Origin of the sequence: Nocardia miyunensis NBRC 108239 (genome assembly GCF_001613065.1) — a bacterium.
GTDB lineage: Bacteria > Actinomycetota > Actinomycetes > Mycobacteriales > Mycobacteriaceae > Nocardia > Nocardia miyunensis.
The window spans coordinates 31,324-54,165 of record NZ_BDBQ01000105.1 but is presented as its reverse complement, the minus strand read 5'-3'; the positions used below and the strand labels follow the sequence as shown (position 1 = coordinate 54,165).

The following is a 22,842-nucleotide window of genomic DNA, read 5'->3' as shown; positions in this document are numbered from 1 at the left end:
GCACCCATGGAGGTCATGGGAATCATTTTGACGGTGGCCATCGTGGTGGCGATCGTTCTCGCCGCGGCGATCGGCCTGCGGTCGGTCCCCGACATGCGGCGTTACATGCGAATGCGGCGGATGTGACCGCTCGGGTACTGGTTGCCGGGATCGGCAACATCTTCCTCGGCGACGACGGGTTCGGCCCCGAAGTGGTGCGCCGGATGCCGTCCTGGCCCGGGGAGTCGGTGCGGATCGTCGACTACGGCATCCGCGGTATGCATCTGGCCTACGACCTGCTCGAGGACTGGGAGGCGCTGGTGCTCGTGGACGCCGTGCCCAACCGGGGCGACCCCGGCCGCCTGGAGATCTTCCGCGCCGAACCCGACTGCGACCGACCTGCCGATCTCGACGCGCACGGCATGGATCCGGCCGCGGTGTTCGCCGGTGTGCGGGCGCTGGGCGGCAGCATGCCGCCCACCGTCGTGGTCGGCTGCCAGGCGTGCTCGACCGAGGAGGAGATCGGGCTGTCCGATCCCGTCGCGGCCGCGGTGGAACCGGCGATCGAGGCCGTGCGACGAGTCGTGACCGATCTGCGAGCACAGCGAGCGGAGGTGTGAGCATGTGTCTCGGTATCCCCGGACGCGTGGTGGAGATCGTCGAGGGCTACGACCGCCAACTCGCCCTGGTCGACGTCTCCGGCGAGCGACGGAAGGTGAATATCGGTCTGCTGCAGGATGATCCGATACAGCCCGGGGAATGGGTGATCATCCACATGGGGTTGGCCGTCGAACGCACCGACGAGGTCGGCGCCCGCCAGGCGCTGGCGGGCCTGGAACTGATGGGCCGCGGTGAACAGCCGTGAACGCCGATCGCGGTCGTTGCCGGCTGCTCGTGCGCGGCGTCGTGCAGGGCGTCGGCTTCCGGCCGTTCGTCTACAGCACGGCCGCCGAACTCGCGTTGACCGGCAGCGTGTCCAACGACAGCGCCGGAGTGATCATCGATATCGAGGGCGCGCCCGCCGCGCTGCGCGAGTTCACCGAGCGATTGCGGCATCGCCCACCGCCGTTGGCGGTGATCGAATCGATCGAACGCAGCGAGTTGCCGGTGCGCGGCGGCACCGGATTCCACATCGCCGGGACCACCCGCGGCAGCGGCCGCACGCTGGCCTCCCCCGACGTGGCGATCTGCGCCGACTGCGCCCGGGAGCTGACCGATCCCGCCGATCGCAGATACCGTCATCCGTTCATCAACTGCACCAACTGCGGGCCGAGGTTCACCATCATCGCGAGCCTGCCGTACGACCGCGACCGGACCTCGATGGCCGATTTCGCGATGTGCCGGCGGTGCGCCCGGGAATACCACGATCCGGCCGACCGCCGCTTCCACGCCCAGCCGATCGCCTGCCCGGATTGCGGTCCCGCACTGGACTATTCCATCGCCGACACCGATGATCCGCTCGCCGCGGCGCGAAAGATGTTGCGCGAGGGCGGAATTCTCGCGGTCAAGGGAATCGGCGGATATCACCTGGCCTGCGATGCCACCGACGAGGACGCCGTGGCGCTGCTGCGCGCCCGGAAACGTCGCGGCGACAAGCCTTTCGCCGTCATGGTCGCCGATCGGGCCACCGCGGGCACGATCGCCCGGATCGACGGCGATGCCGCCGCGATACTGAGCAGCCCGCAACGTCCGATTCTGTTGCTGCCGCGCGGCACTCGCCCGCTCGCGGCCGCGGTGGCTCCGGGCAACCGCGATCTGGGCGTCATGCTGGCTTACACGCCGCTGCATCTGCTGCTGTTCGGTCTGCCCGGCGACCCGCCCGGCCCGGACGTGCTCGTGATGACCTCGGCCAATCTGGGCGGCGAACCCATCTGCTACACCGATGACGATGCCGCGCAACGGCTTCCGGAACTCGCCGATGCGGTCCTCGGGCACAACCGGCGAATTCTGGTGCCCTGCGACGATTCGGTGGTCCGGGTGGTCGACGGCGAGGAGCTGCCGATCCGCCGCTCGCGCGGATACGCGCCGCTGCCGCTGGCCCTGCCGACGCCCGCCGCACCCACCGTCGCGGTCGGCGCGGACGTGAAGAACACCTGCGCGGTCGCCGACGGCCGGTACGCGTGGCTGAGCCAGCACATCGGCGATATGGACGACCTGGCCACCCTGCACGCGTTCGAGGCCGCCGAACGTCACCTCGAGGAACTGACCGGGGTCCGTCCGCAGCGCCTGGCCGCCGACGCGCACCCCGGCTATCGCTCCAGCGCGTGGGCGCATCGCAGCGCGGGCGAGCGACCGGTGCATTCGGTGCAGCATCACCACGCGCACATCGCGGCGGTGATGGGTGAGCACGGCCTGCCCGATACCGCGACGGTCACCGGAATCGCCTTCGACGGCACTGGATTCGGCACCGACCGGGCGATCTGGGGTGGCGAGGTGCTCGCGGCGGGATACAAGGGATTCCGACGCCTCGCGCACCTGGCCTACGTCCCGCAGCCGGGCGGGGACGCCAGCGTGCACCGGCCATACCGGATGGCCCTGGCCCACCTGCACGCCGCCGGAATCGACTGGTCCGAGGCGATCGCATCGGTCGCCGCCTGTCCGTCCGACGAACGCCGGGTGCTGATCCATCAGCTGGAGACCGGGCTGGGCTGCGTGCCGACCTCGAGTATGGGTCGCCTGTTCGACGCGGTCGCGTCGCTGGCCGGGGTGCGGCACCGCGTCGACTACGAGGCCCAGGCCGCCATCGAACTCGAGGGCCTGGCCCGCGATGTCACGCCCGAGCACGCCTATCGCTTCGCGATCATCGACCCGGACGCCGACGGCCCGGCACGCATCTCCCCCGCCCCCGTACTCGCCGCGGTGGTCGCCGACGCGCTGGCCGGTGTCGACGCCGGGCTGATCGGTGCGCGCTTCCACGCGGCGGTCGCGGAGCTGATCGTGGACGCGGCGCGCCGATTCGGCGAACCGGGCGTTCCGGTCGCCCTCTCGGGCGGGGTGTTCCAGAACGCCCTGCTGTTGTCGCTCGCGCGTCATCGGCTCGCGGAGAAGGGATTTCACGTCATCACCCATCACAGGGTGCCACCCAACGACGGCGGCCTGGCCTTCGGACAGTTGCTCGCTGCCGGAGCCCAGTGAGCGAAAGGTAGGAACCGATCATGTGCCTGGCAGTCCCGGGTAAGGTGCTCGAACTCTACGAGCGCGACCAGACCCTGATGTCGGTGGTCGACTTCGGCGGCGTCCACAAGGACGTGTGCCTGCAATACATTCCGGACGCGGCCGTCGGCGACTACGTCGTGGTCCACGTCGGATTCGCGATTCAGCGGCTGGACGAGGAATCGGCGCTGCGCACGCTGGCCGAATTCGAGCATCTCGGCGTGCTGAACGAGGAATTCGGCGACGGGTTCGCGATCGCGTCCCGTCAGTCCGGTCTGCCCGACCCGACCGCACCATCCCAGCCGACCACCGACAATGAGGTGAACCGATGAAATACCTGGACGAATTCAGCAATCCCGAGTTGGCCCAGCACCTGCTCGAACGCATCCGCGCCACCACCACGCGCCGCTGGTCGATCATGGAAGTCTGTGGCGGACAGACGCATTCGATCATCCGCCACGGCATCGATCAGCTGCTGCCGGATCAGATCGAGATGATCCACGGTCCCGGCTGCCCGGTGTGCGTCACCCCGCTGGAGATCATCGACAAGGCGCTGGACATCGCCGCGCGCCCCGAGGTGATCTTCTGCTCCTTCGGCGACATGCTGCGCGTGCCCGGCAGTTCCAAGGATCTGTTCCGGATCAAGAGCGAGGGCGGGGATGTGCGGGTGGTTTACTCACCGCTGGACGCGCTCACCATCGCCAAGGAGAATCCCGATCGGCAGGTGGTGTTCTTCGGCATCGGATTCGAGACCACCGCCCCGGCCAACGCGATGACGGTGTATCAGGCCCAGCGCCTGGGCATCGAGAACTTCTCGCTGCTGGTCTCGCACGTGCTCGTCCCGCCGGCCATCGCCGCCATCATGGAATCCCCCGACTGCCGTGTGCAGGCATTCCTCGCCGCCGGGCACGTCTGCGCGGTGATGGGGACCAGCGAATACCCGCCGCTCGCGGAGAAGTATCGAGTTCCCATGGTGGTCACCGGATTCGAGCCGCTGGATATCCTCGAGGGCATCCGCCGCGCGGTGACGCAACTGGAGGATGGCCGATACGAGCTGGAGAACGCCTACCCGCGTGCGGTTCCGCCGCAAGGCAATCCGGCGGCCAAGGCGATGCTCGAGGACGTCTTCGAGGTCACCGATCGCGGCTGGCGCGGGATCGGCGTGATTCCGCGCAGCGGGTGGCGCCTGTCGCCGAAGTATCGCGACTACGACGCCGTACACCGGTTCGGCGTGAGCGATGTGCACACCGACGAATCCTCGATCTGCCGGTCCGGCGAGGTGCTGCAGGGTCTGATCAAGCCGACCGACTGCGCGGCCTTCGGCACCACCTGCACACCGCGAAACCCGTTGGGGGCCACCATGGTTTCCTCCGAGGGCGCGTGCGCCGCCTACTACCTGTATCGGCGCCTGGATCAGCCCGCGGAGGTGGCACATGCTTGACCAGGCCGCAAGCCCCGGCTCAGCACCGGGAATCGACGCCGGAAGCTGGGTATGCCCACTGCCGCTGCGGGATTCGCCGAACATCGTGATGGCGCACGGCGGCGGTGGCGCGATGTCGGGCGAGCTGATCGAGCACCTGTTCCTGCCCGCGTTCGGCGCGGCCGCCGACACGAGTCTCGGCGACGCGGCGGTGGTGGAGGTGGCCGGGGCCCGCCTGGCGTTCTCGACCGATTCGTTCGTGGTCAAACCGCTGATGTTCCCCGGGGGCACCATCGGCGAGCTCGCGGTCAACGGCACCGTCAACGATCTGGCCATGATGGGCGCGCGACCGCTGGTGCTGTCCACCGCGTTCATCCTGGAGGAGGGCACCGAGCTGGCCGAAATCGCCCGTGTCGCGGAATCTCTCGGCGCGGCGGCCGTCGCGGCGGAGGTGAAGCTGGTGACCGGCGACACCAAGGTCGTCGACGCCGGACATGGGGACGGCATCTTCATCAACACCGCCGGAATCGGCCTGGTCCCCGAGGGCGTGGACATCGGCCCGCAGCGCGCACGGCCCGGTGACGTCGTCCTGATCAGCGGCGATATCGGCGTGCACGGGATCGCGGTGATGAGTTGCCGGGAAGGGCTGGAATTCGGCACCACCGTGCGCAGCGACACCGCGCCCCTGCACGGTCTGGTCGCCGACGTGCTGGCCACCGGCGCGGACGTGCACGTCCTGCGCGATCCGACCCGCGGCGGGGTGGCGGCCACCCTCAACGAGATCGCCGCGCTCGCGAAAGTCGGTGTGCGACTGGATGAACGCGCGTTGCCGATCCCGGACTCGGTGCGCGACGCCTGCGGTCTGCTCGGGCTGGACCCGCTGTACGTCGCAAACGAGGGCAAGGCGGTCGCGTTCGTCGCGCCGCAGGATGCCGATCGCGCACTCGAGGCGATGCGGGCGCATCCGCTCGGCGCGGGTGCGCGGACGATCGGGGTCTGCGTCGAGGATCATCCGGGCATGGTGGTCGCACGCACCGCATTGGGCGGAACGCGTGTGGTGGACCTCCCCGCCGGTGAACAGTTGCCGCGGATCTGCTGAGCGATCACCGGCGAGGCGATGACGGACAGCGGTGCGGACGCGGTCGGCGATACCGGCGGCGTCCAGCCGAATCCGGTCGAAATCCGTTCGCGCGCAAGGTCACAGCGTAACGCTGCTGACCGGCGTGACCGTGGCCCCGCACCGGGTGGGCCCCGCGCCGTGACTCCGGTGAGCGGGCCACGCCTGTTCGCGCGTTACGCGTACGCCCCCAATGCCCTGGGCTACTGCGGTCCCCCCGACGCGGCGGCCATGGCCCGCGGCACCGATGCCGAGATCCGGGCGCTGGCCCGACAGTTTTCGGGGGTGTGGCCGTATCTGCGGGTGCTGGCGAGGATGACCGGAATCGACGACCCGCTGGACGCACGGCTGGTCGAATCCTATTGGCTCGGTGGGGGAATCGGCTCCGATGTGGACCCCGCGGCCTTCCTGTCGAATCTGCTCACGCTGATCGGGCCGATCGCGGGAGGGTACTGGCAGCACCTCGGCGCGGATCTGTCGGACGAGGTCGCCGCCGATCACAGCTTCCACGTCTTCGGCATCTATCCCTGGACCCGCCTGCTGGGACGCGGCCCGGACGAGCTACCGCTGCGGATCCTGGACAATTGCCGGATCACCCCGGCACTGGTCCGCGCACGGGACGGCGCGACCCTCACGGTCCAGGCCCGCCGCCTGCGCTGGGACGGGGATCGCCTGTTCCTGTCCGAGGAGGTCCCGCGCACGGTCGAGGTGACCGCCCCGGCGGACGAATCCGCGGCCGACATCGCGGTCGGCGACCATATCGCGCTGCACTGGGACCACGTCTGCGGCCGCCTCGACATCGACCAGGTCGACCGCCTCACCACCACTACCCAGCGCCAGCTGACGGCGACCAATCGCCGTCTGCACCAGTGATTCCCAGCGTTGGCAGATGTAATCGGACCCGTTCACCATCAGCGGTTCCAGATATCGCCCGGCCGACCCGCCCCAGCTCGTTTTCGCTGAGCCGTCATCAGTGTAGAGACGTGATTCGTGCCGAATGCCTTGCGTCTCGAGTCGTTCGGCCTGTCGCACACCGATATTCGCGAGTGCGCCTTCTCGCATCGGAGTGCCGCACCGGCCGTGAACCGTCCTCGACCGCACGGGGTTCCAGATCAGGCTGATGCGGCGGACTGTCCGTTGGAAACCACTGCGGCGGTGAGGAAGTCGTCGACTATGCGGGTGCAGTCGGCTCGGGTGGCGCGGCCGATGCCGGTGAGGCGGGGGAAGATGACGGGCCCGATGAGTTGGGCCAGGACCGTGGACAATTCGCGACCGGCGAGCAGGGCGCGGGCCTCGGGGCCTTCGAAGAGTTCGTCGAAAGGCTTGCGGTACTGCTCGATCAGGCGGTGACGCAGGGAGCCGACCCGGGCGCCGGCGCTGTCGTCGGCGCGTTCGGCGGTGGCGAGCCAGGCCAGGGTCGTCAGGTGCACGGGTGCGTCGTTGATCACCTCGGCCTGACGGGTGACCAGTTCGATCAGGCGCTCGCGCAGAGTACCGTCGGCAGGGATCGCTACCACCGGCGGCAGCATCCGTTCGAGGGTGGCGGCGCGCAGTTGCACCACATTGTCGAAATGCCGGTACAGAGTCGTGCGGGCGACGTGCGACATCCGCGTGACGCCGTCGATGGTGACCGCGTCGAGACCGCCGGACTCCAGCAACGCGGTGGCGGCGTCGAGTAGGCGGGCGCGCGAACGCGCCTTGCGGGGATCGTCATCGTGGTCCGGCCGACCATCGGCACTGCTCGTGGACATGAACGAAGGATGCTCCTCAGGGAAGGTCTGTCGCCACTGGCGGCACTTATGCTACTTGTAGTTGCGTAGCGATACTCATAGTTTCGTTTCTTGGGAGACAAGAATGAACCGTTCGGTGAAGCAGATGTCCGCAAGAATGCGATGGGTCGTGCTGCTGTCCTGTATGGCCGTGGCGCTGGTCGTCGCGGCGATGGCCGCGCTCTATACCGCGCTGCCGCACATCGCGACCGAAACCGGTGCGACACAGGGACAACTCACCTGGATCATCGACGGGTACACCCTGGCCCTGGCCTGCCTGGTACTGCCCGCCGGAGCCCTCGGCGACCGCTTCGGCCGCCGCCTGATGCTGTTCGGCGGGCTGACCGTGTTCACCGTCGCCTCGATCGTGCCGCTGGCCGTGCACGGACCGGTCTGGCTGATCGCGGCGCGTGCGGTCGCCGGGGCCGGGGCCGCGTTCGTGATGCCCTCCACCCTGTCGATCCTCACCGCCGGACTGCCCCGCGAACGGCGCAACGTCGCGGTGGGCATCTGGGCCGGCACGGTCGGCGTCGGGGCGATCGTGGGCATTCTCGGCTCGGGACTGCTGCTGACGCGGTTCTCGTGGGAGTCGATCATGATCGCGATGGCCGCCATCGGCGGCGTGCTGACGATCGCCACCGGGACGGTCCCGGAGTCGCGCGACTCCTCCCGCCCGTCCTTCGATCCCTGGGGCGCGCTGTCCGGTGCGGGCGCGGTGGCGCTGGCCGTGATCGCCGCACTCGAAGCGCCGCAACACGGCTGGACCGCGCCGATCGTCATCGGCACGGCGATCGGCGCGGTGGTGGTGGGCGCGGGCTTCGCGGTCATCGAGCTGCGCGTCGCGCATCCGCTGCTGGACGTGCGGCTGCTGGCCCAGCGCGGATTCGGCACCGGAACCGCTTCGGTCGCACTGCAATTCATGGTGTCCTTCGGACTGTTCATGCTGATCGTGCAGTACATGCAGCTGATCCTGGGTTATTCGCCCCTGATGTCGGCGGTGGCGATGGCCCCGATGATCGTGCCCATGGTCGCGCTTTCGGTCGTCTCGCCCTGGCTGGCCGAACGCTACGGGCTGCGCTGGCCGATGGGCTGTGGCCTGGCGATCGTCGGCATCGGCCTGCTCACGCTCGGACATCTGGACACGCACAGCACGTTCATCGATCTGTTGTGGCCGCTGTTGATCATGAGCACCGGACTGGGCCTGTCCTCGGCCCCGGCGACCGCGGCCATCGTCAACGGCGCACCGCCGGACAAGCACGGCGTCGCCGCTGCGGTGAACGACGCGGCGCGTGAGGTCGGCGCGGCGATCGGCATCGCCTTGGCGGGCAGCATCCTGGCCGCGGGGTACAGCAACCGCATCGCGAGTGTGATTCCACTCGTTCCCGAGCAGATCCGGGGGCCCGTATCCGGCTCACTCGCGGGCGCGCTGGAAGTCACCGAACGGATCGGCCCGCAGGCCCGACCCCTCGCCGATATGGCCGAGGCGGCCTTCGTGCACGGGCTGCACCAGGCCACGACCGCGCTGGGTGCGGCCACCGTGGTGGTGGCGGTGGTGCTGGGCGCGTGGGCTCCCGGACGCAAGCCCCGCCCGGCCCCCGAGACCGCCAAGGCGGAAGTGGCCGCCGGGGTCGACTGAATCCGGCCCGCACCGCATGTCTCGACCGAGCGATTGCCATGCATCTCGGATGAGAATAAGATTCTCCAAACAAGCGAAGGAGGATCTCATGCCAGTGCGGACCTTGCCGTACCCGCTGTTCGACGCCGACAACCATCTCTACGAGACCGAAGAGTCGCTGACCAAGTACCTGCCCGAGCGGTATAAGAACGCGATCCAGTACGTGAATGTCAACGGGCGCACCAAGATTGCCGTACGCGGTCAGATCAGCGACTACATCCCCAACCCCACCTTCGAGGTGGTCGCGCGGCCGGGCGCGATGGAGGAGTACTTCAAGAACGGCAATCCCGAGGGCAAGAGCCGCCGGGAGATCTTCGGCAAGTCGATGAAGTCGATCCCCGCCTTCCGGGAGCCTGCCGCCCGGCTGAAGCTGATGGACGAGCTCGGGGTGCAGCGGTCGCTGATGTTCCCGACCTTGGCCAGCCTCGTCGAGGAGCGCATGCGCGACGATCCGAAGCTGATCGTCGCGGTCGTGCACGCGCTGAACGAATGGCTGCTGGACGTCTGGAAGTTCAACTACGAGGACCGCATCTTCACCACTCCGGTGATCACCCTGCCGTTCGTGGACAAGGCGATCGAGGAACTGGATTGGGTGGTCGCCAACGGCGCCAAGGCGATTCTGGTGCGTCCCGCGCCGGTGCCCGGTCTCGAGGGCCCGCGCTCGTTCGCGCTGCCGGAGTTCGACCCGTTCTGGAAGCGCGTGGTCGAGCACGACATCCTGGTCGCGATGCACTCCTCGGACAGCGGCTACTCCCGCTACGACGCCGAATGGGAGGGCACCGGTTCGGAGATGCTGCCGTTCGTGACCAACACCTTCCGGATGGTCAACGAGTGGCGGCCGGTGCAGGACACCGTCGCCTCGTGGGTGTGCCACGGCGCGCTGTTCCGCTTCCCCGATCTGAAGATCGCCGTCATCGAGAACGGTTCGGCCTGGCTCGAGCCGCTGCTCGAGACCCTCGCCGACGTGTACAAGAAGGCCCCCGAGGGCTTCGGCATGCAGGATCCGGTCGCCGCGATCAAGAAGAGCATCCACGTGAGCCCCTTCTACGAGGAGGGCGTCACCGATCTGATCGACCTGATCGGCGTGGACCGGGTGCTGTTCGGCTCGGACTACCCGCATCCCGAGGGCTTGGCCGAGCCCACCCACTTCGCGGATATGCTCGGCCACCTCTCCGAGGCGGACCAGGCGAAGATCATGGGCGGCAACCTGGCTCGGCTGCTGGGCGTATGAGCGGTCAGGCCTGCGGTATGAGCGGCAGGAGCGGAGGCGGCAGCCTGCGTAACCACGGAGCGACCCGGGAATGCCGCCATCGGATACAGCGGCGGCAGCGGAGCGTAACCACGCAGTGCCCCGCCCATGCGCCCGATTGGCACAGCGTATGACTCACTGCGACACCATCCCGCAGCTGGTATCGATCGCGGGCGATCGCTTCGGTCCGGCCGAAGCGGTCGTCGACGGGACGCTGCGCTGGAGTTTCGCCGAACTCGCCGATCGCGTGCGCCGCGCGGCGGGCGCCTTCGCGGCGGCGGGAATCGCGAAGGGTGAGCGCGTCGCGATCTGGGCGCCCAATTCGGCGCAGTGGATCGTCGCGGCCTTCGGCGTGCTGACCGCGGGCGCGGTCCTGGTCCCGGTGAACACCCGCTTCACCGCCGCCGAGGCCGCCGACGTGATCCGCCGCAGCGGTGCGCGAATGGTGTTGGCGGAGCAGGGATTCCTGGGCCGCGAGTACACCGCGGACGTGCCGGTGATCGATCTTGCCTCGGAATTCCTTTCCAGCGGAGAGCCTTTCGAGGCGCAGATGCTGGGTACCGATGTGGCGGATGTGATCTACACCTCCGGCACGACCGGAAAGCCCAAGGGCGTCATGATGAATCACCGTCAGACGCTGCGCCTGTACGCCGAATGGTGCGATCTGGCCGATCTGCGGGAGGGCGACCGGTATCTGCTGGTCAATCCGTTCTTCCACACCTTCGGCTACAAAGCCGGATTGATCTCCTCGCTCACCCGCGGCGCGACGATGCTGCCGGTGCGGGTGCTCGACATGCCCGCGGTCCTGGATCTCATCGAGCGCGAACGGGTGACCATGCTGCCCGGCCCGCCGACCCTGTACCACTCACTGCTACAGGCACAGGGCAGCGGGCACGACCTGTCCTCACTGCGCGCGGCGGTGACCGGCGCGGCCGATATTCCGGTCGAACTGGTCCGCCGCATGCGTGAGGAACTGCCGTTCCGCTCGATCATGACCGGTTACGGCCTGACCGAGGCCGGGACCGTCACCGCCTCGCGGCCGGGCGACACCTTCGAGCAGATCGCCACCACCGCGGGCACGGCCTGCGACGGCATCGAGATCGGTCTCGGCGACGACGGCGAGGTTCTGGTGCGCGGATATTCGGTCATGCAGGGCTATCTCGACGATCCCGAGGCCACGGCCGCGGCCATCGATCCCGACGGCTGGCTGCACACCGGCGATCTGGGCGAACTCGATCCGGAGGGGCGGCTGCGCATCGTCGGCCGTAAGAAGGACATGTTCATCGTCGGCGGTTTCAATGCCTATCCGGCCGAGATCGAAGGCTTTCTGCTCGAACACCCCGCAGTGGCGCAGGTCGCGGTGATCGGGGTGCCCGATGAGCGGCTGGGCCAGGTGGGTAAGGCGTTCGTCGTGCCGAAAAGCGCTGTGACCGAAGAGGAGTTGTTGCGCTGGAGCCGGGAGCGGATGGCCGGATTCAAGGTGCCGCGGTCGCTCGAGTTCCGGACCGAACTGCCGATGAACGCCACCGGCAAGGTGGTCAAGGATCAGCTGAAGTGAGCTGAGCGCGAACGACGGTGGCGGCGAGTCGATCTCGCGCAGGCTCGTACGTCAGCGTCCCGTCAGCCGTGGCGGCCGAAACGGGGATCGGCGATGACCGTCTCCCCGAATTCGGTAAGTGTCTGCGGCGCAGCGAAATCGGCGAACCACACGTAGAACCGTTCGACCCCGCGCGCGGCCAGGCCCGCGAAGTGACCGGCGAGTCGCGCTGCATCGCCGACGACGAGACCGTCATCGAGATAACCGAATCGGCGGTCGCTCTGTGCGCGCACCTGTTCGGCATCGCCTGCGCGCCCGACGAATCCGACCATCTGCTGCACCGACACGCGGGCCGAGCCGACCTCGGATTTCAGCGATTCCAGCCGATCAAGGTGCGAGACAGGCAGATTCCACCACGAGGCATACCGACGCACCAGTTCCAGCACCGGCGTGCTCGTGCCGCCGATCACGATCGGAATCGGTACGCTCGGGCGCGGCGGCTGGAAGAGTCTCTCCGCACCGGGGGCTCCCCAATACTGTTGCAGCAGTTCGAGTGTGCGTCCCAGCCGCGCTCGCCGCGCCGCGGCCTTGTCCCGGGTGATGTCGAATCCGGTCAGCTCCCCCGGCTGCGATCCCGCGCCCAGCCCGAGCTCGAATCGGCCGCCGGACGCCTCCTGCAACGTCACCGCCTGTTTGGCCAGCACCGCCGGATGCCGGAACGCGTCGCACAGCACCAGATGACCGATGCGCAACCGCTCGGTCCGCGCGGCCACCCAGGTGGCCACCGTCATCGCCTCCCACAGCGGCTGTTGATCGGCCCCGGGCGCGAGCAGATGATCGATGAAGGCGATCCCGTCGAATCCGGCGGCCTCGGCCGCTCGGGCGCGCTCGACGATATCGGCGACATCCATCCGAATCTGCGGCAGGAACAGGAACCACTCGGCCATCAGGACATTCCTCTCGCACAGCGCCGAACCATCGCACCGCGTGTCACACTGCTGTCAGGACCGGCGGGAACCACCGGAATCATTCGGTCACCACGCCGGACCGCCGACGCATTGGCCATCACACCGCTATCGGTACCGGCAGAACACCGACACCACTCGGTCACAACGCCAGGCCACCGTCGACGGGAACCACAGCGCCGGTCATCGCACTGCTATCCGGTCCGGCGAGAAAGGCCAGCACCGCGGCGATTTCGGCCGGATCCAGCAATCGGCCGACCGGCTGCTGCCCGCCGAAGCGCGCCGCGTCGGGCAGGTGGTAGATCCGCGCGGTCTCGGCCAGGACCTCGGTGTCGGTGGATCCCGGGCTGACCGCGTTGGCGCTGACCCCGGTGCCGCCCAGTTCCGCGCCCAGCGCCCGGATCAGGCCGGTCACACCGGCTTTCGCGGCACAGTAGGCCGCGAGCTGCGGCAATCCCTTGGTGGCCGCGGCCGAGGCGACGGCCAGGAAACGTCCGGTCCGCGGCTCCGGACGGGCCAGCAGCGCCGGAATCGCGGCCCGAGCCAGATTCATCACCCCGCCCAGGCAGATGTCCATGACGGCGCGTTCCCGCTCGACCGGCATCTCCCACAGCGGTTCTCCGCCCGCGATGACCCCGGCCACCGCGATCGCCGCGTCCAGCCCGCCCCAGGTCTCGACCGACTCGGCCACCGCCGCGCGCAACGCCTCCGGATCGCGCACATCGGCCACGAACGGCCGGACCGCACCCACCCGGCTGACCCGGCTGCTGGCCTCGGCCGCCACCGCCACGAGCTCACTCTTGCTACCCATCGGATACGGCAGCGCCGGATCGTCACACGCGACGTCCACCGCCAGTACCGACCAGCCCCGGTCGGCCAGTTCCAGCACCGTGGCCGCGCCGATCCCCCGCGCCGCGCCCGTCACCAGCGCCACCCGCCGATGCTCCCCCGAATTCACCTTCCCGTGCGGACGTGCCATGACACTGTCCCCTTCCTCGAACCTGCCAACTCATCCCGCCCGAGCCACCACGGCAACCTGCCGCGCGGGCCGTGCGCGCAGACGTATCGCGCGGCCGGATCGGCAGGCGCCCGCACCGCGATCCGACCGTTGGACGACGCGGAATCAACTCTGCGCCAGGCACTCTCGTACCTCCCGCACCGTCGCTCGGACACGCCGGCAGCAGCTCCGCCGCGCGCACCACCACACAGGTCGGTCAGCACCGCGCATTCCCTCGATCGAGACGCCGTGGACCAGCGACTCGCCACGGCGGAGCCGACCGCACTGATGTCGCTGTTCATCGGCCGACCTCCCGCGCCGTCGCCGGCGTCATCCGGTGACGCTGGTGGAAATGTGGTTCTCTAAATAAGATAATGATGTTTCGTCACAGAGACAAGACCGTCGTCGCGCACCGCGAGCGCGGTCACACGAACGGAGGACACGATGAAGATGCTGGTGAATTCCCGTGCCATAGCGGGCAAGGACGAGGAGTACAACACCTGGTACGCCACCGTCCACGTCCCGGAGATGCTCGCCATCGAAGGCGTGAGTTCCGTTACGCGCCACCGGCTTCTCGGCAAGGACGGGCAGCCTCCCGAATTCCTGGCGATCTACGAGATCGACGGCGATATCAACGCCGTGCGCAAGGAGATCGGAGCGCGGCTCGAGGACGGCCGCATGCAGGCGAGCACCCTGGGCGATCCCGAGCACACCACGATGACGGTCTGGGAACCGATCTGATCGCAGCGGTTCAGCGCGGGCGCAAACCGTCCAGCAGCAGGCGCACGGTGAACCCCACCCGCTCCTCGAGCTGCGCGGCACTGGGCGGGCGCCCCGCCACGATGCTGCGCACCTGCCCGCCGACCACCATGCTCATGAAGGCGCGCGCGGCCTGGTCGGTATCGATCGGCGCGATGGTCCCGGCCACGATCGCGCGATCGAGCACACCGGCCACGAAGTCGATCACCGGCCCGGCGCTGCGCTCGTAGTTGGCCACGAAGATCTCCGGGAACCGGTAGCCCTCGGTATTGATGATCCGTTGCAGGCGTAGGCCGTTGGGCGTCATCACCTGATCGATGCGCAGCCGGGCGACCGATTCGAGCGTCTGCGTGAGATCCCCGGAATCGAAGCCCGCAAGCACCTCGCGCGGCACGATCTGACCTTCCACGGCGCGATGCACCGCCGCCAGGAACAACGCCGCCTTGTCCGGATACCGCGCGTAGATGGTGCGCTTGGTCATATTCACCCGCGAGGCGATCATCTCCACGGTCGTCGCGTCGAATCCGTTCTCCAGGAACAGATCCAGCGCCGTGTCGAGCAGCTCCTGCTGCCGCGCCGCCGCCTGCTCGCGAGTGGGCCGCCCGGCCCCGCGACGCGCGGGTGCATCCGCCTCGCCCATCCGGTCCTCCTCGCAGCTCTCGTGGCTCACCTCTCTCGTGCCATTCTGCCGTCACAGCATCGTCACAGCATAATGAAACCGGCCGGCCACCCTCGTGCCCGTCGAGCGGCGACAGCGGGTACGGAGCGAAGTATCCGCTCAGCCGCGTTCGGGGCGCACCACCCGGATCGAGGCCGGGCGCAGCAGGGAGGAGCGGCGCGGCAGTACCGCGACCACCCCGGCCAGCTTCGCCCGCCGCAGCGCCTGCCCGGCCGCGCCCATGGCGACGTACTGCCACGTCCAGCCGCACCCGTGCGGAGCGAGAGTTGTTGCGGTGCAGCGGAAATCGAGATGCTCGCGGTTGCCGTCGTCGAGCACGAAACCGTACAGCGCCATCGAGCCGAGCAGCAGCGGATCGGGCATGCCGTCGCAGACCACGTGCACGGTGCCGGTGTGGCCCACGAATCGCGCGGCCCATTCCAGGACGATCCGGCGCACCGACGGCCTGCCGGAGATCAGGGCGACCACCTCGGGCCCCGGTGCTGCGGTCATCTCAGGCTCCGGGTCCCTCCAGCAGGGTCACCGCGGATACGGCGGTCGGCCCGCCGAGATTGTGCGCCAACCCGATTCGCGCACCGTCCACCTGATTGGCGGCCTCGCCGCGCAACTGCTCGAACAACTCGACGCACTGCGCCACCCCGGTCGCGCCCGGCGGATGCCCCTTGGTCTTGAGCCCGCCGCTGGGATTCACCGGCAGCATGCCGCCGACGCTGGTCGCGCCGGTCTCGAGCAGTTTGTAGCCCTCGAAGCGTTCGGCGAAGCCGAGGTCCTCGTAGCTGATCAGTTCGATGCCGGTGAAGAAGTCGTGCACCTCGGCGACATCCACGTCGCGCGGGGACAGCCCGGCCATGGTGAACGCCGCGCGGGCCGCGCGCACCGTCGCGGGGAACGTCGTCATGTCCTGCTTGTGCTGGTGCATCACCGAATCCAGCCCCAGCCCGACGCCGCGAATCCACACCGGCCGGGAGGTGTAGCGGTCCACCACGTCCTCGGCGGCCAGCAGCAGCGCGGCCGCGCCGTCGCTCTGCGGCGCGCAGTCGTACACCCCGAACGGCCCGGCCACCGTGGGCGCGTCCAGGGCCTGCGCCATGGTGATCTCGAACCGCAAGCGCGCCTTGGGATTACGCACGCCGTGCCGGTGGTTCTTCACCGCCACCATGGCCAGATGCTCACGGGTGGCCGGTGATTCGTGCAGATAGCGCGAGACGTGCAGGGCGAATCCGGCGGGCGCGATCAGGCCCAGCGGATAGTCCCACGCCATATCGCGGGCCATCGCCTCCCACTCCCACAGCATGTCCTTCTGCGCGGTCTCGCGCAGTTTGTCCGCGCCGACCACCAATGCCACGTCGCACGCGCCCGAGGCGATTCCGAACAGGGCGTTGCGCACGGCGTCATTGCCTGTGGCACAAGAGTTCTCGACCCGAGTCACCGGCAAATCCGGCATCCCCAGCGCATCGGCGAGAATCCCGGCAGGAAACCCGTCGGTATTGCCCATCGCCCCGAACCAGGCCGCCTGCACATCGGACTTGGGCATCCCCCGATCCACCCCGCCGAGACATTCGGCGAACGCCATAGGCACGAGATCCTTCATCCCCAAAGCGAAATGCTCGGCGAACGGAGTCATCCCCGCACCGACGACAGCGACGCGCCGCATAATTACTCCCTCTCCGGTGTGACCGGTGTCCGTGCACTCCCGACCCGCCGCCGCACTCCACAGCAGCACAACCGAGATTCCAGACCGTTCCGCCCGCCGCCGCGACCGGTCACCTCGCTACCACTCACACCACGCTCTCCGGAATGATCGTGTCGCGCAGCCGACGCGGATGTGCCTTTCCGGACGATCATGTCGTGCCCTCCGGATCGAACGCGTAGCCGTAGTCGGGCACCCCGGATCGCACCGCCACGCGCCGCAGCACCATCCGCCCGCGATCGCCGATCGCCACCGTCCCGGGATCGGTGCCGGTGACCTTGGCCAGCGCCCGCACCCCGACGTCGTCGAGTTCCACGATGACCAGCGTGTAGGGCGTGGGCAGACCCGGAACCGGAACCGCGACAGTACATTCGGTGTAGACGGTGCCGGTGCGCGGCAGCGGCACCAGCGTGTACTCGGTGCTCAACGTGCCATCCTCGCCCACCCGGTAGCGCGGCGGGAAGTCCAGTTCGTCACTGCCGGAATGCTTTCCGGCCTCCCAGCGCACCTTCGCCTCGAAGGCACGCTCGTAGGCGGCCAGCGAGATCGGGATCTCCGAGCCGGGCACCAGATCGCTCGGCGGTAGATCCCGGGCCGCGGGTTCGCGGCGGTGCACCACGGCGTCCCCGCCGACGACCGTGATCCCGGACAATCCGGCCTGTTCCACGCCGACCAGCAAACCCGTTGTGCCCCAATCGGACATCGCCGCCAGCGCGAACAGGCTGGCACTCGCCCCGAGGGTCGGCAGCGAGGGCGGGACCGAGCGGCACAGGTCCGCGGCCTGTTTGTCGCCGACCCCGGCGACCGCCGCGGGGGTGTCCAGCCAGGCCGCGGCCAGCGAGGCCACCAGCCCGCGTTCGTGCAGCAGCCGTGGATCGCCGTAGTCGTGCACCGTGCCGATCGCATTGCGGGTGCGCACCGGCAGACTCCGCGCCACCCGCGCGGCGATGCGGATCTGCAGGCCGTGATCGGAGACCAGGACCGCCGCCGCACCGGCGGGATCCAGATCCACCCCGATGATCAGCGTGCGCGAACGCGCGGAACTGAGGGCGTCGAGGGTGGCGGGCGCACCGCCGAGCCGCTCGATCACCTCCAGTTCCGGATCCAGGCCCAGCCCGGCCAGCAACACCGCGGCGTTACTGCTGCCGACCAGCGGCAGATCCCGGCTGACCACCACGACCCGTTCCACCGGACCGGCGTCGTACAGGGCCGCGCGCCCGGCCTCCACGGCGAGGGTGACCGCGTCCTCGTCCGATCCGGGCACCCGGTGGCGCGGTGCGCCCCAGCACGGCAGGTACGTCCCCAGCGATGCGATGAACGGCATTGGTACTCCAGCGAATTACGTGACCGCGCCCGCGGACTTGAGGGCGATGATGCGGTCCCAGTCCAGGCCCAGATCCTGCAGCACCTCGTCGGTCTGCGCGGCGAACTCCGGGCCGGGCCGCAGTTCCGGCGGGGTCAGGTCGAATTGCACCGGACTCGAAACCAGTTGCAGCTCACCGGCTTCGCGAATGTACTCGTTCGCCCGCACCTGCGGATCGGCGAGCACCTGCAGCGCGTCCTGCACCGGGGCCCACGGCCCGGACAACGTGCCGAACCGCTCGGTCCACTCCGCGAGGGTGCGCGTGCCGATGACCTCGCGCAGAATCTCCACTGCCGCAGCGGTATTGGCGGCGATCGACGCCGCGTCGGCGAACCGCGGGTCCTCGGCGAGCTCGGGCCGGTCGATATGACGGCACACATCGGCCCAGAACTTGCCCGGCTGCAACATCACCAGCGACAGATACCGGCCGTCCTTGGTGGCGTACAGCCCCGAGAGCGGATTGGCCGGTGACCCGTGCGCACCGGTCGGCCCGGCCTGCAACGCCTCGCCCGCGTACGACGACAGCGCGATGGTGTGGCCCATCGACCACAGTCCGCTGGACAGCAGCGAAACGTCGACCACCGAGGTCTCCCCCGTGCGCTCGCGCTTGAACAGCGCCGCGGCGATGCCACCGGCCAGATTCGTCCCGGAGATGGTGTCCCCGAACGCCGGGCCCGGCGGCCCGATCAGCCCGTCCACATCGGGCGGGGTGACCGTCGCCGCGACACTGCCGCGGCACCAGTACGCGGTCATGTCGTAGCCGCCCTTGTCCGCCTCCGCGCCGCGCGGGCCCAGACCGCTGCCGCGGGCGTAGACGACGGCCGGATTCACCGCGCGGATGTCGTCCACGTCGATGCCGAACTTGCGGCGGTGCTGCGGCAGGAAGCTGGTCAGGAACACATCGGCGGTCTTGGCCAGTTCGTGGATCACCTCCCGCCCCTCGGGCACCGACATGTCCACCCCGATGCTGCGCTTGCCCCGATTGGCATGCTCCACATTGGGATTCGGATCGCCCTCGACCTTGAACTTCCCGATCTGCCGCAGCCCGCGCTGCGGATCGCCCGTGACCGCGTGCTCGACCTTGATCACGTCCGCGCCCCAGTCGGACAGCACCGCCCCCGCCGAGGGCACGAACCCGTACATCGCGACCTCGAGGACCCGAATCCCCGCCAGCGGCCCGCTCATGCCGACGCCGCCGCGAAGGTCTTGGTCTCCAGGAACTCCTCCATACCCGCAACTCCCATCTCACGGCCGATGCCGGACTGCTTGTAACCACCGAAGGGCGCGTCGGCCCCGAAGTAGTTGCCGCCGTTGATACTCATGGTTCCGGTGCGGATGCGTCGCGCCACACCGAGCGCACGTTCTTCGTCGGCGCTGAACACGCCGCCGGACAGGCCGTAGATCGAATTGTTGGCGATCCGCACCGCGTCCTCGTCGTCCTCGTACGGGATCACCGCGAGGACCGGCCCGAAGACCTCCTCCTGCGCGATCTCGCTGTCGGGATCGACACCGGCCAGCAGCGTGGGCTTGTAGAAGTAGCCCGGGTCGACCTTCTCGCCGCCGGTGATCAGCTTGGCCCCGGCCTCGACCGCGCGCTGCACCAGACCGTCGACCTTGTCGCGCTGACGTTCGCTGATCAGCGGGCCCATGATGGTCTTGGGATCACCCGGATCGCCGTATTTCACCATGCCCATGAAGTTGGCGACCTGTTCCACGACCGCGTCGTGATCCTTGCGCTGCACCAGCAGCCGCGAGGTCAGCGCGCAGCCCTGACCGGCATGGCTGACGATGCTGAACGCCGCGAACATCGCGGCGTTGTTGTAGTCGGCGTCGTCCAGCAGGATCGCCGCCGATTTGCCGCCGAGTTCGAGGAACACCTTCTTGAGCGTGCCTGCCGCGCCGGCCATGATCTTGCGCCCGACGGGGGTCGAACCGGTGAAGGTGACCACGTCCACGTCCGGGTGGGTGGTCATCCGCTCGCCCACCGAAACATCCGAGGAGGCAAGCACATTCACCACGCCCGCGGGAATGTCGGTGTGCTGGGCGATGATCTCGCCCAGGGCCAGCGTCGCCAGCGGAGTATCGGGCGCACCCTTGAGCACCACCGTGCATCCGGCGGCGAGCGAGGGCGCGAGCTTGGCCAGGGCCAGCTGATGCGGATAGTTGTAGGCAGCGATGGCCGCGACGACGCCCCCGGCCTCGCGCTCGGTCCAGCGCCGGTGCGGACGGCCCCGGAATTCGATGTCGCCGATCTCCTCGCGGAAGGAGTACTTCGGCAGCAGATCCGCGTAGTACCGGACGATCTCGAACGGAACCTCCAGCTGATTGGCGTGCGTGAGCTGGCGGGTCGCGCCGACCTCGGCGATGGTCAGCTCGCGCAGCTCTTCCACGTTGTCCCGCAACGCCTTGTACAGCTGATCGAGGCAGCGCGCCCGGAACGCGTGGTCGGTGGCCCAGCTGGTGGTGTCGAACGCGCGCCGGGCCGCGGCCACGGCCGCGTCGGTCTCGGCGATACCGGCCTCGGGCGCGTAACCGTACACCTGCCCCGTCGCGGGATTCAGCGAGGCGAGCGTGCGCTCGGTCTCGACCAAGCGCCCGTCGATGAGCAGTCGTCGCGTGACACCCGACTCCTGTATTTGCGCTGACATCGCGTCTCCCAACTGCGCGTGAAAATTGCATTCTCTTTAACGGAGAATGATACATTCTTCTCCAGCGGACTGTAGCAACAATCGGTGACCCGGCAAACACTCCAGCCCGGAATGCCCGGCAACCACTCGGTTCCACAACCGCGGAAACCTTGCGCACCCGTTCAGCGCGAGAGTACCGTTCTCAGCATTCGGAAGGGAGATTCTTTCGTGAAAACCGCCGTAGTCACCGGCGGCGCGTCCGGTATCGGTCTCGGTATCGCCGAGCGCCTGCGCGCCGACGGCCTGCACGTCGCCACCCTCGACCTGAACCCGGCCGCCGACGACGATTTCGCCTATCGGGCCGACGTCACCAACTCCGACGAGATCACCGCCGCCCTGACCGACATCCGCGAGAAGCTGGGCCCGGTAACAGTATTGGTGAACGCGGCGGGCGTGGAGAAGTACCGGCGGTTCCAGAACCTCAGCTTCGAGGAATGGAAGCAGATCATCGACGTCAACCTGCACGGGGTGTTCCACACCGTGCAGGCCGTGCTGCCGGACATGATGTCCGCGAACTGGGGCCGGGTGGTGAACATCTCCTCCTCGAGCACCCACTCCGGCCAGCCGTTCATGGCGGCCTACGTCGCGGCCAAATCGGGTCTCAACGGACTCACCAAATCCCTTGCGCTGGAACTGGGTCCGTACGGGATCACGGTCAACGCCGTCCCGCCGGGCTTCATCGACACCCCCATGCTGCGCCGCTCGGAGGAGAAGGGGCTGCTGGGCGGCACCATCGAGGAGCACACTCAGCGCACTCCCGTGCGGCGCGTCGGCAAACCCGCCGACATCGCCGCGGCCTGCTCGTTCCTGATCTCCGAGGACGCCGGATACATCACCGGTCAGATCCTCGGGGTCAACGGCGGGCGCAACACCTGAGCGCACGCGCCGCGAGCGCGGGCGAGCAGCAATCGAGTAAGTACCGAAAGGAAGACCCGTGGGACGCGTTGAGGGCAAGGTCGCCTTCGTCACCGGAGCGGCACGAGGGCAGGGACGCAGTCACGCGGTGCGCCTGGCCGAAGAGGGCGCCGACATCATCGCGGTGGACATCTGCCGCGACATCGACACGATCGGATATCACCTGTCCCGGCCGGAGGATCTCGAGGAGACCGCCCGGCTGGTCGAGAAGACGGGCCGCCGGATCATCGCCGAGCAGGGCGATGTGCGCGACCGCGCGCAACTGGCCGCCACCCTGGAACGCGGCGTCGCCGAATTCGGTCATCTGGACATCGTGGTCGCCCAGGCCGGGATCGCCGGTATGCGCGGCGAACCGCAGTGGCAGGCGTGGACCGATGTCATCGACACCAATCTGCTCGGCGTCATCAACGCGGTGCAGGCCTCGCTGCCGTACCTTCCGGACGGCGCTTCGATCATCGCCACCGGATCGACCGCGGCCCTGATGGACGTGTCCAAGGTCGACCAGCCCGGCAAGGATCCCGGCGGCGTGGCCTACATGACCGCCAAACGTCTTCTCTCGCAATATATTCACGAGATCGCGACGCACCTTGCGGCGCGCAAGATCCGCGCCAACGTGGTGCACCCCACCAACTGCAACACCCCGATGCTCCAGAGCGAGCCCATGTACCGGTCGTTCCGCCCGGATCTCGAACATCCCACCCGCGCGGACGCCGAACCGGCCTTCGGTGTGCAGCAGGCGATGCCGGTGCCGTACGTGGAACCCGAGGAGATCAGCAACGCCGTGCTGTTCCTGGCCTCCGACGAGTCCCGCTTCATCACCGGAACCCAGCTGCGTGTCGATGCCGGTGGCTATCTCAAGTGGTACGACTACCACATCTGAAGGGAAGA

General features: G+C 68.5%; 23 protein-coding genes. 14 read left to right on the top strand and 9 right to left on the bottom strand.

The window, feature by feature from the left end:
- Window positions 1-6 precede the first annotated feature (6 nt).
- From NM2_RS53525 to NM2_RS39680, 8 genes are all read left to right on the top strand, one after another.
- On the top strand, window positions 7-126 hold the full coding sequence (locus NM2_RS53525) for a DUF6893 family small protein (RefSeq protein ID WP_439956969.1): 120 nt from the start codon (window positions 7-9) through the stop codon (window positions 124-126).
- The gene (locus NM2_RS39710; RefSeq protein WP_067680748.1) at window positions 123-599 is read left to right on the top strand and encodes a hydrogenase maturation protease; all 477 of its coding nucleotides are present in this window, start codon (window positions 123-125) and stop codon (window positions 597-599) included. Before NM2_RS53525 ends, NM2_RS39710 begins: the two co-directional genes overlap by 4 nt.
- A 2-nt stretch (window positions 600-601) precedes the next feature.
- Entirely contained in the window at window positions 602-844 is a 243-nt protein-coding gene (locus tag NM2_RS39705) for a HypC/HybG/HupF family hydrogenase formation chaperone (protein WP_067680747.1), read from the top strand.
- On the top strand, window positions 841-3,114 hold the full coding sequence (gene hypF, locus NM2_RS39700; RefSeq protein WP_067680744.1) for a carbamoyltransferase HypF: 2,274 nt from the start codon (window positions 841-843) through the stop codon (window positions 3,112-3,114). The genes NM2_RS39705 and hypF overlap by 4 nt, the downstream gene beginning before the upstream one ends.
- Before the next feature lie 20 nt (window positions 3,115-3,134).
- Complete coding sequence (locus NM2_RS39695; RefSeq protein WP_067680741.1) at window positions 3,135-3,464, top strand: HypC/HybG/HupF family hydrogenase formation chaperone; 330 nt, start codon at window positions 3,135-3,137, stop codon at window positions 3,462-3,464.
- Window positions 3,461-4,573, top strand: a complete 1,113-nt coding sequence (gene hypD / locus NM2_RS39690; protein WP_067680739.1) for a hydrogenase formation protein HypD — start codon at window positions 3,461-3,463, stop codon at window positions 4,571-4,573. Before NM2_RS39695 ends, hypD begins: the two co-directional genes overlap by 4 nt.
- Window positions 4,566-5,651 carry a hydrogenase expression/formation protein HypE gene (gene hypE, locus NM2_RS39685; protein WP_067680736.1) on the top strand — a complete coding sequence of 362 codons (1,086 nt, stop codon included), beginning with the start codon at window positions 4,566-4,568 and terminating at the stop codon, window positions 5,649-5,651. The genes hypD and hypE overlap by 8 nt, the downstream gene beginning before the upstream one ends.
- Window positions 5,652-5,819: 168 nt before the next feature.
- A complete protein-coding gene (locus NM2_RS39680) occupies window positions 5,820-6,542 on the top strand; it encodes a DUF6390 family protein (protein ID WP_245718447.1) in 723 nt (240 codons plus the stop codon).
- 239 nt (window positions 6,543-6,781) lie between these two features.
- On the opposite strand, the gene NM2_RS39675 is transcribed toward NM2_RS39680, so the two are convergent.
- The gene (locus tag NM2_RS39675) at window positions 6,782-7,420 is read right to left on the bottom strand and encodes a TetR/AcrR family transcriptional regulator (protein WP_067680730.1); all 639 of its coding nucleotides are present in this window, start codon (window positions 7,418-7,420) and stop codon (window positions 6,782-6,784) included.
- A gap of 103 nt (window positions 7,421-7,523) precedes the next feature.
- Between NM2_RS39675 and NM2_RS39670 the strand changes: the two genes are divergently transcribed.
- The 3 genes from NM2_RS39670 (at window position 7,524) to NM2_RS39660 (ending at window position 11,920) form a co-directional block, all read left to right on the top strand.
- Window positions 7,524-9,074 carry an MFS transporter gene (locus NM2_RS39670; protein ID WP_245718446.1) on the top strand — a complete coding sequence of 517 codons (1,551 nt, stop codon included), beginning with the start codon at window positions 7,524-7,526 and terminating at the stop codon, window positions 9,072-9,074.
- Window positions 9,075-9,162: 88 nt separating this feature from the next.
- Window positions 9,163-10,344, top strand: a complete 1,182-nt coding sequence (locus tag NM2_RS39665) for an amidohydrolase family protein (RefSeq protein ID WP_067680728.1) — start codon at window positions 9,163-9,165, stop codon at window positions 10,342-10,344.
- A 148-nt stretch (window positions 10,345-10,492) separates the two neighbouring features.
- On the top strand, window positions 10,493-11,920 hold the full coding sequence (locus NM2_RS39660; RefSeq protein ID WP_067680725.1) for a FadD3 family acyl-CoA ligase: 1,428 nt from the start codon (window positions 10,493-10,495) through the stop codon (window positions 11,918-11,920).
- Window positions 11,921-11,982: 62 nt separating this feature from the next.
- Here NM2_RS39660 and NM2_RS39655 read toward each other — a convergent pair whose 3' ends face one another.
- Both NM2_RS39655 and NM2_RS39650 read right to left on the bottom strand, forming a co-directional pair.
- Complete coding sequence (locus NM2_RS39655) at window positions 11,983-12,846, bottom strand: LLM class flavin-dependent oxidoreductase (RefSeq protein ID WP_067680722.1); 864 nt, start codon at window positions 12,844-12,846, stop codon at window positions 11,983-11,985.
- 160 nt (window positions 12,847-13,006) lie between these two features.
- Window positions 13,007-13,843, bottom strand: coding sequence for a mycofactocin-coupled SDR family oxidoreductase (locus tag NM2_RS39650; protein WP_067680719.1), 837 nt, complete (start codon window positions 13,841-13,843; stop codon window positions 13,007-13,009).
- A gap of 462 nt (window positions 13,844-14,305) precedes the next feature.
- On the opposite strand from NM2_RS39650, the gene NM2_RS39645 reads away from it, so the two are divergent.
- The gene (locus NM2_RS39645; RefSeq protein ID WP_067680716.1) at window positions 14,306-14,602 is read left to right on the top strand and encodes a DUF4286 family protein; all 297 of its coding nucleotides are present in this window, start codon (window positions 14,306-14,308) and stop codon (window positions 14,600-14,602) included.
- Window positions 14,603-14,612: 10 nt separating this feature from the next.
- Here the strand turns inward: NM2_RS39645 and NM2_RS39640 are convergent, their stop codons facing one another.
- The 6 genes from NM2_RS39640 to NM2_RS39615 all read right to left on the bottom strand — a co-directional run bounded on the left by NM2_RS39640 (window position 14,613) and on the right by NM2_RS39615 (window position 21,000).
- Window positions 14,613-15,260, bottom strand: a complete 648-nt coding sequence (locus tag NM2_RS39640; protein ID WP_067680713.1) for a TetR/AcrR family transcriptional regulator — start codon at window positions 15,258-15,260, stop codon at window positions 14,613-14,615.
- A gap of 138 nt (window positions 15,261-15,398) precedes the next feature.
- Window positions 15,399-15,791, bottom strand: a complete 393-nt coding sequence (locus NM2_RS39635; protein ID WP_067680710.1) for a hypothetical protein — start codon at window positions 15,789-15,791, stop codon at window positions 15,399-15,401.
- A gap of 1 nt (window position 15,792) precedes the next feature.
- On the bottom strand, window positions 15,793-16,953 hold the full coding sequence (locus NM2_RS39630; protein ID WP_067680707.1) for a thiolase C-terminal domain-containing protein: 1,161 nt from the start codon (window positions 16,951-16,953) through the stop codon (window positions 15,793-15,795).
- A gap of 187 nt (window positions 16,954-17,140) precedes the next feature.
- Window positions 17,141-18,313: an OB-fold domain-containing protein gene (locus tag NM2_RS39625; protein WP_067680704.1), complete on the bottom strand. Its 1,173-nt coding sequence runs from the start codon at window positions 18,311-18,313 to the stop codon at window positions 17,141-17,143.
- 15 nt (window positions 18,314-18,328) lie between these two features.
- Complete coding sequence (locus NM2_RS39620) at window positions 18,329-19,537, bottom strand: CaiB/BaiF CoA transferase family protein (protein ID WP_067680701.1); 1,209 nt, start codon at window positions 19,535-19,537, stop codon at window positions 18,329-18,331.
- A complete protein-coding gene (locus NM2_RS39615) occupies window positions 19,534-21,000 on the bottom strand; it encodes an aldehyde dehydrogenase family protein (RefSeq protein WP_067680698.1) in 1,467 nt (488 codons plus the stop codon). The genes NM2_RS39620 and NM2_RS39615 overlap by 4 nt, the downstream gene beginning before the upstream one ends.
- Before the next feature lie 207 nt (window positions 21,001-21,207).
- Between NM2_RS39615 and NM2_RS39610 the strand changes: the two genes are divergently transcribed.
- On the top strand, window positions 21,208-21,915 hold the full coding sequence (locus NM2_RS39610; RefSeq protein ID WP_067680695.1) for an SDR family NAD(P)-dependent oxidoreductase: 708 nt from the start codon (window positions 21,208-21,210) through the stop codon (window positions 21,913-21,915).
- Window positions 21,916-21,973: 58 nt separating this feature from the next.
- Entirely contained in the window at window positions 21,974-22,834 is an 861-nt protein-coding gene (locus NM2_RS39605; RefSeq protein WP_067680692.1) for a mycofactocin-coupled SDR family oxidoreductase, read from the top strand.
- The last annotated feature ends 8 nt before the right edge of the window (window positions 22,835-22,842 follow it).